This is a genomic window from Microbulbifer sp. MI-G (assembly GCF_030440425.1).
GTDB lineage: Bacteria > Pseudomonadota > Gammaproteobacteria > Pseudomonadales > Cellvibrionaceae > Microbulbifer > Microbulbifer spongiae.
Genome location: NZ_CP098023.1, coordinates 2,912,501 through 2,926,186 on the forward strand (window position 1 = coordinate 2,912,501; position 13,686 = coordinate 2,926,186).

The 13,686-nt window shown below is 54.3% G+C and carries 10 protein-coding genes and 1 tRNA gene; 2 read left to right on the forward strand and 9 right to left on the reverse strand.

All coding sequences use genetic code 11. The features are described 5' to 3' along the window. Positions 1–265: 265 nt before the first annotated feature. From M8T91_RS12240 to glpK, 9 genes are all read right to left on the reverse strand, one after another. Positions 266–355, reverse strand: a tRNA-Ser gene (locus M8T91_RS12240). Between the two features lie 267 nt (positions 356–622). Next, positions 623–817, reverse strand: a complete 195-nt coding sequence (gene csrA / locus M8T91_RS12245; RefSeq protein WP_299943075.1) for a carbon storage regulator CsrA — start codon at positions 815–817, stop codon at positions 623–625. A gap of 216 nt (positions 818–1,033) precedes the next feature. Beyond that, positions 1,034–2,278, reverse strand: a complete 1,245-nt coding sequence (locus M8T91_RS12250) for an aspartate kinase (RefSeq protein WP_301414440.1) — start codon at positions 2,276–2,278, stop codon at positions 1,034–1,036. A 128-nt stretch (positions 2,279–2,406) separates the two neighbouring features. Continuing rightward, positions 2,407–5,019, reverse strand: a complete 2,613-nt coding sequence (gene alaS, locus M8T91_RS12255; RefSeq protein ID WP_301414441.1) for an alanine--tRNA ligase — start codon at positions 5,017–5,019, stop codon at positions 2,407–2,409. A 76-nt stretch (positions 5,020–5,095) separates the two neighbouring features. Then, a complete protein-coding gene (locus M8T91_RS12260; RefSeq protein ID WP_301414442.1) occupies positions 5,096–5,443 on the reverse strand; it encodes a histidine triad nucleotide-binding protein in 348 nt (115 codons plus the stop codon). Between the two features lie 4 nt (positions 5,444–5,447). Beyond that, on the reverse strand, positions 5,448–5,633 hold the full coding sequence (locus tag M8T91_RS12265; RefSeq protein WP_108734085.1) for a Trm112 family protein: 186 nt from the start codon (positions 5,631–5,633) through the stop codon (positions 5,448–5,450). 131 nt (positions 5,634–5,764) lie between these two features. Next, the gene (locus tag M8T91_RS12270; RefSeq protein ID WP_301414443.1) at positions 5,765–6,604 is read right to left on the reverse strand and encodes an alpha/beta hydrolase; all 840 of its coding nucleotides are present in this window, start codon (positions 6,602–6,604) and stop codon (positions 5,765–5,767) included. Positions 6,605–6,660: 56 nt separating this feature from the next. Then, positions 6,661–7,680, reverse strand: a complete 1,020-nt coding sequence (locus M8T91_RS12275; protein WP_301414444.1) for a class I fructose-bisphosphate aldolase — start codon at positions 7,678–7,680, stop codon at positions 6,661–6,663. A 38-nt stretch (positions 7,681–7,718) separates the two neighbouring features. Then, positions 7,719–9,197: a glycerol kinase GlpK gene (gene glpK / locus M8T91_RS12280; RefSeq protein WP_301414445.1), complete on the reverse strand. Its 1,479-nt coding sequence runs from the start codon at positions 9,195–9,197 to the stop codon at positions 7,719–7,721. Positions 9,198–9,442: 245 nt separating this feature from the next. On the opposite strand from glpK, the gene csrA (M8T91_RS12285) reads away from it, so the two are divergent. Together csrA (M8T91_RS12285) and M8T91_RS12290 are read left to right on the forward strand one after the other, a co-directional pair. Next, complete coding sequence (gene csrA, locus M8T91_RS12285) at positions 9,443–9,631, forward strand: carbon storage regulator CsrA (RefSeq protein ID WP_301414446.1); 189 nt, start codon at positions 9,443–9,445, stop codon at positions 9,629–9,631. A gap of 745 nt (positions 9,632–10,376) precedes the next feature. Then, positions 10,377–13,628 carry a TonB-dependent receptor gene (locus M8T91_RS12290; RefSeq protein WP_301414447.1) on the forward strand — a complete coding sequence of 1,084 codons (3,252 nt, stop codon included), beginning with the start codon at positions 10,377–10,379 and terminating at the stop codon, positions 13,626–13,628. The last annotated feature ends 58 nt before the right edge of the window (positions 13,629–13,686 follow it).

Consider the following 13,686-nt stretch of genomic DNA (forward strand, 5'->3'; position numbering starts at 1 on the left):
GCACCCACACATATTGCTTGATCGAATTTTTAAACAACTCAGCTGGGCGCCAGGCCCTAACTGCGGGACGCGTATTCTACACATCCGGGCTGCTGAAGCAAGTGCTTTCTCGCAGCGATCTGCGTCGAAAATGAAACCGCGCTTCAGGCGCCTTCCCAACCTCGGACAGCTCTCCAGGACTGTGCTTGAAGTGGCAACGCACCTCCACCACAAACACCTCAAATCTCTGCGGAACCTCAGGCTTTCAACGACAAAAGCCGATATATGGCGGTGAGAGAGGGATTCGAACCCTCGATGGGCGTTAACCCATACGCCCTTAGCAGGGGCGCGCCTTCAGCCACTCGGCCATCTCACCATTCACTCATGCCTAAGCACCCGCGTTAAGGGGACTTTCCGGAGAAGAGCCATCAGGCGGGTGCTTACATCAAAGTGGGCGGGATCATACCAATGGCCTGACAAAAATCAATGGGAAATCAGTAACATTTTGCTCTTTTTTATTCTATCAGGCACAAACTGGCCTACAGATTCGATAAAAGACTTCTCCGCCAGACTGTCAGGCAAGATTGAAGTTGATACAAATAAAAAAGGCCGGGGATCCGGCCATTTTCCGCAAACCACACAACTATTCGCTACCCCCCTCCTCAGAGGACTGTCTTTCGCGCTGGATACGCTGATAGATTTCTTCGCGGTGGACGGCGACTTCTTTTGGCGCATTGACCCCAATGCGCACCTGATTGCCCTTCACCCCCAGCACGGTAACCGTCACATTGTCGCCGACCATCAGCGTTTCGCCAATTCGGCGGGTTAAAATCAACATTACCTACTTCTCCTTGATCATCCTGTGATAAAGAGCGGCCGGTATTCCCCTAAAGCTGCTCTTATTTGGTCATCATAACCGGATGGCGGTGCAAAAAGGCCAAAAAGCGGCCCATCGTACTATTCAGTATTGACCAGCCGAACAAAATCTCAACAGGTTGAATTTTGTGCCAAGAAGCCAAATCGAAATGAAAGGCTCACACCGCCTTAACTCTGGTTATTGTGTTTTACATCTCTGCTTATCAGAGAGTTCAAACTCACTGTGCAAGGCCCGCACAGCGAGTTCAAGGTAGCGCTCATCGATAATCACCGATATCTTGATCTCAGATGTGGTGATCATCTGGATGTTGATATTGTCTTCACCGAGCGCGCTAAACATGCGACTGGCCACGTTTGCATGGGATCGCATGCCCACACCGACAATAGACACCTTGGCAATCTTGTCGTCTGAGATCACTTCTCGCGCACCAAGTTCCGCCGCGACACGTTCCAGCACTTCACGCGCTTTGCCCAGATCGTTGCGATGCACGGTGAAAGTAAAGTCTGTGGTGCCATCGACAGCACTGATGTTCTGCACAATGACGTCTACTTCAATATTTTCACCGCCAACCGGCGCCAGAATTCGGCAGGCAACTCCCGGGGTATCCGGCACACCGCGAATCGTTAACTTGGCCTCATCACGATTGAACGCGATACCAGATACAACAGGTTGCTCCATTTCGTTATCTTCCTCATCCAGGCTGATCAGGGTTCCGTTGCCATCCTCAAACGTGGAGAGCACACGCAGGGGAACCTTGTATTTACCGGCAAACTCCACAGCGCGGATCTGCAAGACCTTGGAACCGAGACTGGCCATCTCCAACATCTCCTCGAACGTGATACGATCCAGGCGGCAGGCACTGTCCACCACCCGAGGGTCAGTGGTATAAACCCCATCGACATCCGTATAGATCTGGCACTCCATCGCACCCAGTGCCGCCGCCAGGGCGACGCCTGTGGTATCCGAGCCACCACGCCCTAAAGTGGTGATATTTCCGTAATCATCCACACCCTGAAAGCCCGCAACCACAACCACTTTGCCTGCACCCAGAGCCCCGCGCATTCGCTCGACATCAATGCGCTGAATGCGCGCTTTGGTATGTGCGTTGTCCGTGAGGATCTTGACCTGCCCACCGGTATAGGAGCAGGCATCGTAGCCACGCTTTTTCAGGGCCATGCTCAACAACGCAATGGTGACCTGCTCTCCGGTGGAAACCAGTACATCCAGTTCGCGGGGATCGGGTTTTTCCTGAATCTGATACGCAAGATCAATCAGGCGGTTGGTCTCCCCGCTCATAGCGGAAAGCACCACAACCAGATCATGCCCCTGGGCGCGAAATGCAGCCACCTTGTCGGCGACAGCCTCTATGCGCTCAATCGAGCCCACAGAAGTCCCACCGTATTTCTGCACGAACAAACTCATAACTTTCTGTGTTTTCCCTGCTCATGGCCAAGCACGCGCACCCCTCCGGCTGGCGCAGGCGCGCACTTAATCACCAAACTTCGGCGAAATCAACTTGACAGCCTTCTCTTGCGTCAAATTGACCGATATTACGCGCTGAGGGAATCCTCAACCCACGCCGGTACCGCCTGTAACATCCCCGCCAGTGCAGAAAGATCAGTTCCACCCCCCTGGGCCATGTCGCGGCGACCGCCACCTTTGCCACCGAGTCTGCCAGCGGCGAAGCGCATCAGGTCACCGGCCGAGAGACGGTCGGTAAGGTCCTGGGTTACCACAGCCACTAGCGCCACCTTGCCTTCACCCGGTGCGGCGAGTAATACAACGCCACTGCCGAGCTTGTTCTTTAGCTGGTCTGCCAGATCCCGCAAGGACTTGGGATCCGCACCCTCCACGGAGGTTGCCAGCAGCTTAAAACCGGCTACATCTACTGCCTGGGCGGAAAGATCGCCACCAACACCCGTGGCAAGTTTGGCTTTCAGCTGTGCAACCTCCTTTTCCAGCCTGCGATTCGTGCGCAATAGCTGCTCCACCTTATCCGCCAGAGTATCCGGGCGCGCCTTGAGAAGCGCGGCGATATGCTCAAGGTGCTGCTGGGTCTGGTCAAACAGCGACAGTGCATGGGCACCGGTCACCGCTTCGATACGGCGCTGCCCCGAAGCAATGCCGCTCTCGCCGACAATGCGCAGCAGGCCAATATCACCGGTGCGTTCGACATGAGTACCACCACACAACTCCACAGAAAAGGCGCCGCGCTCGGCCACGCCCATGGAGAGCACACGCACGCTGTGGCCGTATTTTTCGCCAAACAACGCCAAAGCACCCATTGCTTTAGCGGAGTCGATATCAGTTTCACGGGTTTCCACCGGCGTATTGGCCCGAATCTGGGCATTCACCAGGGACTCAATGGCATCCAGCTGCTTGAGGGTTACCGCCTCAGGGTGGGAAAAATCAAAGCGCAAGCGCTCGGAATCCACCAGGGAACCCTTCTGGGTTACATGCTCGCCTAACACTTTGCGCAACGCTGCATGCAACAGATGGGTGGCAGAGTGGTTGAGGGCAGTTGCCCGGCGCACATCCGCAGACACTTTGACTGCGACCCGGTCACCAACCGCAATAGCGCCTCGAAGGACCTTGCCACTGTGCAGATGGTGGCCTCCCTGTTTGGTACAGTCACGCACTTCGAAGCAGCCGGCTCTTGCATTCAGGTATCCGCAATCGCCAACCTGGCCACCGGACTCCGCATAAAAGGAGGTGCGATCCAGTATCACAGCGCCTTCTTCACCCTCTTCCAGGCACTCCACCCGCCCACTCTCTTTGACGATAGCGACGACGATACCCTCAACTTCTGTTGAGTCATAACCCAGAAACTCAGTTGCCCCCCCCAGGCCCAGTACTTCGGTGTAGCCCTGCTTAAACTTGCCCGCCGCACGGGCGCGCTCGCGCTGGGCTTGCATCGCCGCTTCATAACCGGCCATATCCAGGGACAAGCCACGCTCGCGGGCGATATCCTGGGTCAGGTCGGTAGGGAAACCATAGGTATCATGCAAGGTGAATATCAGCGCACCAGGAATTTCACTGTCTTCCAGGGAGACGAGGGCGTCTTCCAGCAGGGCCATCCCTTTATCCAGGGTCTTGGCGAATTGCTCCTCTTCTTTACGCAGAACCCGTTCAATGGTTTGCTGTTTCTCACCCAATTCAGGATAGGCTTCGCCCATCTGCTCGACCAAAGTCTCCACCAACTGGAAAAAAAAGACCGCCTTGTGCCCCAGCTTGTGCCCGTGGCGCACAGCGCGGCGGATAATGCGGCGGAGGACAAAGCCGCGCCCCTCATTGGAGGGCATAACACCATCGGCTATCAGGAAAGCGCAAGAGCGGATATGATCTGCGATCACCCGCAGGGATTTCTCTTCCAGGTTGTCACAGCCAACAATGGTACCGGCAGCTTTTAACAGTGCCTGGAACAGATCGATTTCGTAGTTGGAGTGTACGCCCTGCATCACGGCAGCTATACGCTCCAGGCCCATTCCAGTATCCACCGACGGCTTGGGCAGCGGATGCAAGCCTCCCTCTGCTGTGCGCTCGTACTGCATAAACACCAGATTCCAGATCTCGATATAGCGGTCCAGCTCATCATTGTCTGAACCGGGCGGGCCTCCGGCTACCGCTTCACCGTGGTCATAGAAAATCTCTGAGCTGGGCCCACAGGGACCGGTGTCACCCATTTGCCAGAAATTGTCCTCATCCAGGCGGGAGAAACGGTCGACACTGACACCGATCTCTTTCAACCAGATATCGGCGGCCTCATCGTCACTGATATGTACGGTAATCCACAGGCGCTCTTCAGGCAGGCCCAGAACTTTGGTGAGAAAATCCCATGCAAAACGGATAGCCTCGCGCTTAAAGTAATCGCCAAAGCTGAAATTGCCCAGCATTTCAAAAAAGGTATGGTGTCGCGCAGTATAGCCGACGTTCTCCAGATCGTTGTGCTTGCCGCCGGCGCGCACACAGCGCTGCGCGCTGGCTGCGCGCCTGTAGGAGCGTGACTGATGACCGAGAAAGGTATCCTTGAACTGTACCATGCCGGCATTGGTGAACAGCAGGGTCGGGTCGTTGCCCGGAATCAGAGAGCTCGATGGCACAATGGTATGGCCTTGTCCCGCAAAGTAATTCAGAAAGGCTTCGCGAATCTGTGCGCTTTTCATCCAGCGTCATTCCACTTCGTTTGTTGAAAGTAAGTTGAACGACACCATCGACGACGAGATGTCATTTCTGCCCCATTTATTGTGCAAGGCTGTGCTCAGGCATTTTTTTCTGAGCCAGCAGGTGAACATGCAAATGGAATACGGTCTGCCCGGCACTGCGACCATTATTGACCACCAACCGAAACCCCTCGAGGCCTAATCGTCGGCCCAGTTCGGCAGCCACCCACATTAAATGACCGAGTAAAGCTTTGTCTTCGCTTTTGGCGTCTGACAAGTTGACCAGGGGCTTTCGCGGGATAATAAGCAGATGGGTTGGCGCTTGTGGCGCTCGATCCTCAATAACGACGCAAAGGTCGTCTTCGTAGACTTTCTCGGCCGGAATATCGCCTGAAATAATTCGACTAAATACGCTGGATTCACCCATTGGTTTATTTTTCCAGCTTTTCCTCGGCGGTCAGCTGTCGCGCTTCAGACTCCAGCATCACCGGTATCCCATCCCGGACCGGGTAGGCCAGACCACTGGCCTTGCACACCAGTTCCTGGGTGTCCTCGCGATACTCGAGTGGCGCTTTACTCACAGGGCACACCAACAGGCTCAGTAACTTTTTGTCCATGTCTCACCCACTATTTCCCCCACCACAACTTCCGGGGTCAAAAATGACCGCGTATCATACATGGCTTCAAGGGGTTTTTCACGGTATTTGCCACGGTTTCTGCCGGTATACTCTGCTGCCATACCCAATTTTTACCCTAAGGCGACAGCCCTGGGTGCGGGCAACAGGGAATGCAAATGTTCCAACAACAACTCCCGTGCCAAACGCCCCTCCTCCACCTCATTAAACACTTCGTGGTAGGCATCGGGAAAACAGTGCAGTTTTTTATACTCTGAGCCAATACGTTTAAACCAGTTCCGGCTGATTCCTGTGTCCACCAGTTGGTCTGACTCCGGCAGTAACATCAGGCAGGGCGCCTGCAGGCACCCGAGGTTGGCGGAGAGGAACGTCCGCTCCCGCAGGAAGGTTTCAAACCAGCGCAAGGATACACCCCGATGCGTCAACGCATCACTCCGGTAGGCCTCGACAACTGCGGTATCGCGACATAACCATTGGTCATCAATCCGGTTGGAGAGCACCAGTCCCGGAATCAGCTTTGCCAGAGTGAGCACCAGCCACAGCTCCAGGCCCGCGGGCTCCCGCCTGCCGGAAAAACCCGGTGCAGACAGGATCACACTGTCTGCAAAGTCGTAGCGGATAGCGCTGCCACAGGCCACCACCGCCCCCATACTGTGTCCCAGGAGGTGCAGACTGGTATCCGGGTTAGCCTGTTTGATCAGGCTTATCAATGCGTACAGATCCTCGCAATACAGAGAGAAATCATCGATATGTCCCCTTTTGCCTGCGGACAAGCCGTGACCGTAGTGGTCCAGTGCATAGACACTGAAGCCCGCCCGGTTGAGGTGCCTGGCCAGGGCGGCATAGCGGCCGCTGTGCTCACCCAGGCCGTGGGAAATCACCACGATGCCCAGCGCGCGCTCCACCCACCAACGCCGATAGTGCAAACGTATATCCCTCGTCAAAAATTCCATCCCCCCTCCTCTCTTACGGTCTTTCTCATTATTGCATTGCCTGCCTGCAGCTGGGATTACTCGGCGCGTTCCAGGCTATCGCGGTATTGACCCAACATGGCGAGATGGTTCAAACGCGCCCGCCGCACCAGGGCGCCCTGCGCAGCACAAATATGCTCCTCCCGACCACGCCAAGCCGCCAGTGCCGGCTGCTGCAAGGCCCGGCCATAGGAGAAGCTCAGTTGCCAGGGCGCATTGCCAAGTCGGTTCAGGGCATTGAGATTGGCTGTGGCCTCCTCGGGACTCTGCCCGCCGGAGAGAAAGTGAATACTGGGCACCGCAGCAGGTACTGCGCGCCGCAGACTGCGCAGGGTGTACTCCGCAACCTGTTGTGGCTCGGCGCGGGCACACTCCGACCCCGGCGTTACCATACTGGGCTTGAGCAGCATCAGTTCCAATATGACGCCGTGGCGATGCAGGGCGTGAAAGACCGAGTGCCAGACCCGCTCATTGACTGCCGCACTCCGCTCAATACTGTGGTTACCATCCATCAGTACCTCCGGCTCTACGATGGGTACAACACCCTCACGCTGGCAGACAGCGGCATACCGGGCGAGCACCTCGGCATTGGCATGCAATCCCAGTTCAGTGGGGTTTTCCGGACCCAGCGGATACACTTCCCGCCACTTGGCAAAGCGTGCACCCAACTTTTTGTACCCCCGCAACCGCTCCCCGAGGCCGTCCAGCCCAAAAGTGATCGTATCCCCAAGGGCCCCGGGCAGTGGCCCCTTGCCTCTGTCGACCTTGATACCGGGCAGGATTTTCTGTGCCGCCGCCCTCTGTGCCAAGGGAATACCCTGGTCATCGCACTGACCAAGGGTTTCCTCAAACAGAATCACCCCGCTGACATATTCCCCCAGTTCCTCGCTTGTGAGCAGAGCCGAACGATAACTGCGACGGCTCTGTTCCGTTGACTCCACTCCCACTGACGCGAAACGCTTGGCGATTGTGCCGCCACTTTCGTCCGCAGCGAGAATGCCCCGCTGGCCATCAACCAATTCGGCAATGGTCGCCTGCAATTCACTCTGAAGCGTCATTTGGATAGCTCCTGCGGTATAAAAACACGCTATTCCCCTTAAAATGCCTGACAGGCAGAGACCGCCCGCTTCCAGCCGGCCAGCAAAGACGTCCGTTTGGGTGCGGCCATCGCGGGCCGGAAGTCCCGCTCTATCTCCTGCAGGCATTCCGGCAATCGCTGGGACTGCCAGAGTCCACTGCCAATGCCCGCCAGGAGCGCGGCACCGATCGCGGTAGACTCGATCTGCCTGGGGCGCTCTACTCGCAATGCGGAGATATCCGCCTGAAACTGCATCAGAAAGTTATTCGCACTGGCCCCACCATCCACACGCATATGGCTGATGGGCAACCCGAGAGCTTCACTCATCAGGCACACCAATTCATCGCTCTGATAGGCAATGGATTCAAGCGTAGCGCGCACCAGTTCCGCACGACCGCTACCGCGACTCAATCCACAGATGGCGCCCCGTGCCAAAGGGTTCCAGTAGGGCGCACCGAGTCCACTGAAGGCGGGCACCAGATAGACACCGCGGGTATCGGGAACACTTTGTGCAATCATCTCGGTTTCCGCGGTCTGCTGAATCAGGCCCAGTTCATCGCGCAGCCATTGCACTGCAGAGCCGGCGGTAAATACCGAGCCCTCCACAGCATAGGCCGGGTCACCATGGACATCGCAGGCCACCGTTGCCAGTAGCCCCTGAGGGAGAGCAGATGGCATCTCGCCGGCAAACGCCAACATAAAACACCCGGTGCCGTAAGTATTTTTGATATTCCCGGGATGGATACAGCCCTGGCCAAACAGCGCCGCCTGCTGATCGCCGGCTACCCCGCAAATGGGTGCACCGGTGCCAAGGAAAGCTTCGGGGTCGGCATCGGTAAAATAGCCGGCGGATGGTCGAATTTCCGGAAGTATGGATTCCGGGCAGTCGAACAGTGCCAGCAGTTCAGGGTCCCAGTGTTTTTGTGCCAGGTTGTATAGCAAAGTACGGCTGGCATTGGTGTGATCGGTAAGATGCGCGCGGCCGCCACTCATTTTCCAGATCAGCCAGCTATCCACGGTACCGAAACAAAGCGCACCACTTCGGGCACGGGCCAGTAATTCGGGATTCTGACGAAACAACCACAGCAGCTTGCTCGCCGAAAAATAGGCATCCAGCAGCAGACCACTGCGTTCACGCAGCCAATGTGCATTTCCCCCTGCAGCAAGCTCCGCGCAGATTTCTGCAGAGCGGCGGCACTGCCATACGATCGCCGGATGCACCGGCTCCCCGGTGTACCGGTCCCAAAGGATGGTGGTCTCCCGCTGGTTGGTAATTCCCACAGCCTGGATATCCGATGCCCGGATACCGGCGCGCTCCAAGGCTGCACTGCACACATACCGTGTCACCTGCCAGATCTCTTCGGCGTTCTGCTCAACCCAGCCCGGTTTGGGGTAGTAATTGGAAATCTCCGAATAGCTGTGGCCAATCAGGGCTCCGCAGGTATCGAAAACAAAGGCTGTTGTGCCGGTGGTGCCCTGGTCGATGGATAAGATCATAGCGTGCCCCGTGATTATTCTGCTGGCGCTCTGTATCCCGTGGCGCGTTTTAATGAAGGGCGCATGCTCCGGCCACCCGTGAAAAGAATATAAGCCCAATGACTTGGCGTCCAGCACCGGGCGATTCTATCCAACGGCAGGCGCGGGTAGCTTTGCCCCCGCCTTTTCCTATTCTATGCCTACCGTTCCCGCGCCCCGCCCCACACCCCCTTGAAACGTGATTTTCCGAGCTTCCCCATCACGGCATGTTGATCTTGAAGCGCCGAACTGGCGAAAATCTAAGAATTGGGACAAGTGTTTCAGTCACAGTATTGGAGGTGAGGTGGAATCAGGTAAGGATAGGAATCCAAGCCCCCAAATCCCTCCCTGTCCATCGTGAAGAAGTTTATATACGCACCGAAAGGGAACGGAAGGCAGGCAATGGAACGCGTTGAGAGACGGATTCTTTAAAGAGAGCGGCCTCATCTTCGAGCCCCCGTCCCTGTGAATCATCCAACCCGGCAATAATTTAAAGGAAGTAGAACGGGTATCAATAGTAAGGATACTCGCAGACTGCCAACCAGGCTCAACAGCGAAATCATCGATTCAAGTTCCCTGCCTGTGCCCGCCAAGCTGTGCCCTCTTGCTTGGAGGCAACCCCGTAACCACCAGACAAGAGGGCACCTTTTGGCTCCAAAAACCACATTGTGATTGTCGGTTTTACGGTATCTCCACTATCCCGCTGGCCTGCCTCAGCAGCACTCTTAAATTTTACCTTGCGCTCTGTTTGCACTGTCTTTCCAATAATCAAGTTAGCGGATTTTCAGGCAGCTAGCCGATGTTTTTACCCACCAAAAAAATGGCACTGATTTAATGCTTTAAAGCGCCTTTGTAAGCAATCTGTAACATATGTGTGTTTACGTATTTTCCATCTCGTCGATTGATTTTTCTGCTTTCCATTCCAAATGATTTACTTGCCTGTCAGCCAGAGTAATTTTCACTTGTGATGCTGCAATATTTTAACCAAAACTTCATTTTTAGATTGTCGCCCAGTTGAATATTCGGCGTCTTTGCAGGGGTTGGTTGTTTATTCAATGCCTGGCCTCTGCTCTAAAGCGGGTGTTTGGTAATAGCTGTTTGAACAGTGCGGGAATTACAGGTGTGCTATCAGGATTTTCTATTCATGAGTAGGGGTGTGATATGAGATTAAACGTTTCCAAAAGGTTGCTGTGTGCCGCTATTGGCATGGCTGTTACTGGCCAGCTGCAGGCTGCGGGGCTGAAGCTGGATTTATATGTTGATGCTGAGCCCGCCGGACAAATCGAGATATTGCTGAATGGCGAGCACCTGGGCTCCACTGACGTCAGGGGTTCCTTTTGGAGTGACGCCATTCCGTCAGGCCGACACCGACTGCAATTGGGCCTTGAAAAAGAATCGGAATCTTACGCCTTTACCGTAACAGAAGATGAGGCAGCCCTGGTTACCATCAACACCGATTCCGAGACCGGACGCAGTGTAAAATCCATTCAGAAGATGGCGCTTTCAGCCGTGGATGGGCACGGTTTTTCATCGGAAACCTTCCCCCCTGAAAACCTGGCGCCAGGGGTTATTCAAGGCACGGTGAGCACGCTTGATGGAGAGCAGCCACTGCGCAATGTGACGGTTACGGTTGTCGGCAGCAGTGAGCAAACAGTTACAGACCGCTATGGTAATTTTGAATTACAGCTCGCCCCCGGCAACTACCAGCTGCAACTGGAACACCCCGATTACCAGACTGCCCAACTGAACGCGCTCCGGGTACTGTCAAAAATCAACCTGACCCTGGATGTGCAGCTTTCCACTGCCGATGTTTTTGCCGGTGAAGGGGGGGATACGCTGGAAGAGGTACAGGTTCTGGGCCGCTACCTACCGGGCAATCCCATTGAAATTGAGCGGGTGTCTTCGTCGGTTGTGGACAGCATAGATTTCACGCAAATAGCCCGTTTCGATGACTCCATGGTAAGCAGCGCGCTCAAGCGTGTGGTTGGCGTAACCCTTGAGGAGGATCGATTCCCCATTGTGCGTGGTATGAAAAGCCGCTACCAATCCACGGATTTCAATGGGGCGTTTCTACCCAGTACCGACCCCGCGCGGCGCGACCTCCCCCTGGATATCTTTCCCGCTGGCATTATGCAGGGCCTGAGTTTGCAAAAAAGCGCATCGGCTGATGTGCCCTCCAGTGCAACCGCGGGGCATATCTCCATGCGTACGAAAGAAGCACCACAGGAGGGGTTCTTTCAGGCTTCTTACTCGGCAAGCCATGGCGATATGCATGGGAATGACCTTTTGATGTCCGGCACCGAGGGGGACCGGGACTGGCTCGGTATGGATGATGGCTGGCGTGAGCTACCGGATGAGTTGGGGCAAACGCTGTTTTTGTACCTGAATGTAGAGCAAGATCCGGATAGTGTCGGCGAATTTACTGAAGAGGATATACAGAGAATAGCGCGCAGTATCCCCCACAATGGGATTGAAAAAGGTGAGGCACAAATTGACTCCAGCATCAGCTTTAGTGGCGGTAACAGCTGGGATATCGGCGAGCAGAACTTTGGCTTTATCAGTGCGGTGCGCTACTCGAACAAATGGAGTAACAATACCAAGCAGAATACCCGCTACGCTAAATTCAGCGAGGAACTGGAAATTGATTCTATTGTTGAGACCCATGATACCAACAATGTAATTGACCTGAGTGCTATGCTCAATTTTGAGTGGAACATCAGCGATCATCACCGCCTGGGGCTGAATAATATTGCATTGCGCCACACCACCAATTCCGCTGAAATATCAATACATCACGCTGCGCCGTCGTCTTTAAGGGGGGCCCTATCCGAAAGTCAAATTGAGGAAATCAAAGCCAATTTAGACCTTGAAAAATTCCTGTACCAGAATGTGGACTGGATTGAAGAACAGCTTTTGAGTCACCAACTTTGGGGAGAACACAGCTTCTCCTTATCCTCGCGCGGTGGCTGGATGAATTATTTGGGTGACCTTGAAGTCCAGTGGCAATTGATGGAAGCCACTAGTGAATATGATCGTCCGAATGCGACCCAGTACTCCTACAGGCGCGTGAACGGGTCTAGCTATTCACTCAATACCGCTAATTTTTCTCAATACAATTTATGGGAAGCAATGGAAGAGGATTCGTCTGGAAATAAATTGGACATTGCCCTGCCGATAGAGGGTTTTAATTGGGCCTCATTGGTACTCAAAGGTGGGCTTTTAACGATGCAGAGAAACCGGGACGGGGCCTATCACCATTACCAGCTTAAGAATGGCTCAACTCTGTCTCCGGAAATTTATCAAAACCCGGACCCAGCTCAAGTGTACACTCCAGAAAATATTGCCGGCAGCCCAGGTCGGTATGGTTTTTATTTGAGTATTGGCCGGATAATTGGCGAAAAGGATGTTGGGTTCTCCGGAGATAGCTATATCGCTGAACAGGACATTGATGCCGCCTATGGCCTTATTGAAATGGATATCCAGGAGAGATTCAAAGTAAATGTCGGTGTACGTAAAGAAAAGTACCGGTTTCTTGCGGAGCAATATGCCTATACTCCCGAGCCCCTGGTTGAGCTGTTGGATAAAGAGCGCACCTCCCCTTCGGTAAGTGTTACCTATCTATTGAATGACCAGTGGCAACTGCGCACCGCTTATTCCGAAACTGTCAGTTGGCCCGAGATTTACGAGATAATGCCCCGCGTCTTCTATGATATAGAAACCCTGGAGCGATATTCAGGGAACCCGGAGTTAAAACCCGCGGATATTGACAATATTGATATACGCCTTGAATGGTATCCCTCGGATTCGGAATCCATCACCCTGGCCTATTTTACCAAGGATATGATTAATGCAATCGAGAACCGCTTTGCCAAGAGCGGGGATGTATTTGATTTCTACACTTTCGACAATGCGGAAAAGGCAGAAGTCTATGGGTGGGAGCTGGATCTGCGCCGGGAGTTCACCTTCGGGCGGGACCAGGGACACGAAGTCTTTGTGCAGTTTAATTACGCCGATATTCATTCAGAGGTGGAGACAACCGGTGGGCCTGATTTATTTCCGGTGTTGATAAAACGTGGGTTGCAAGGGCAGCCTGACTATGTCACCAACCTGCAGCTGGGCTATGACCATATTGACAGCGGTCAGGAAGTTACCCTGGTCTTTAACCGCAAGGGCAGAGAACTGGCCATTGCAAACCCGGGCTTGGAAAAAGTGCCGTCCGATGTCTATGAGCTGCCCTACAATGATCTGCGCCTTATTTACAGGAAAAATTTTTTAAACGGATTGTCTTTTTCTGCCTCCATAGACAACCTGCTGGATGAAGAGCACCAAATGGTGTACGACGGCTTTAACACACCCTATTTAAACTATTCAAGCGGCCGCAAATTCAAACTGAAGGCCAGCTACAGCTATTAAAGAGACAGAAATTTACGCTGAATTGAGATAACTGGCGAGCAGGTGTAGCTGCGCCACT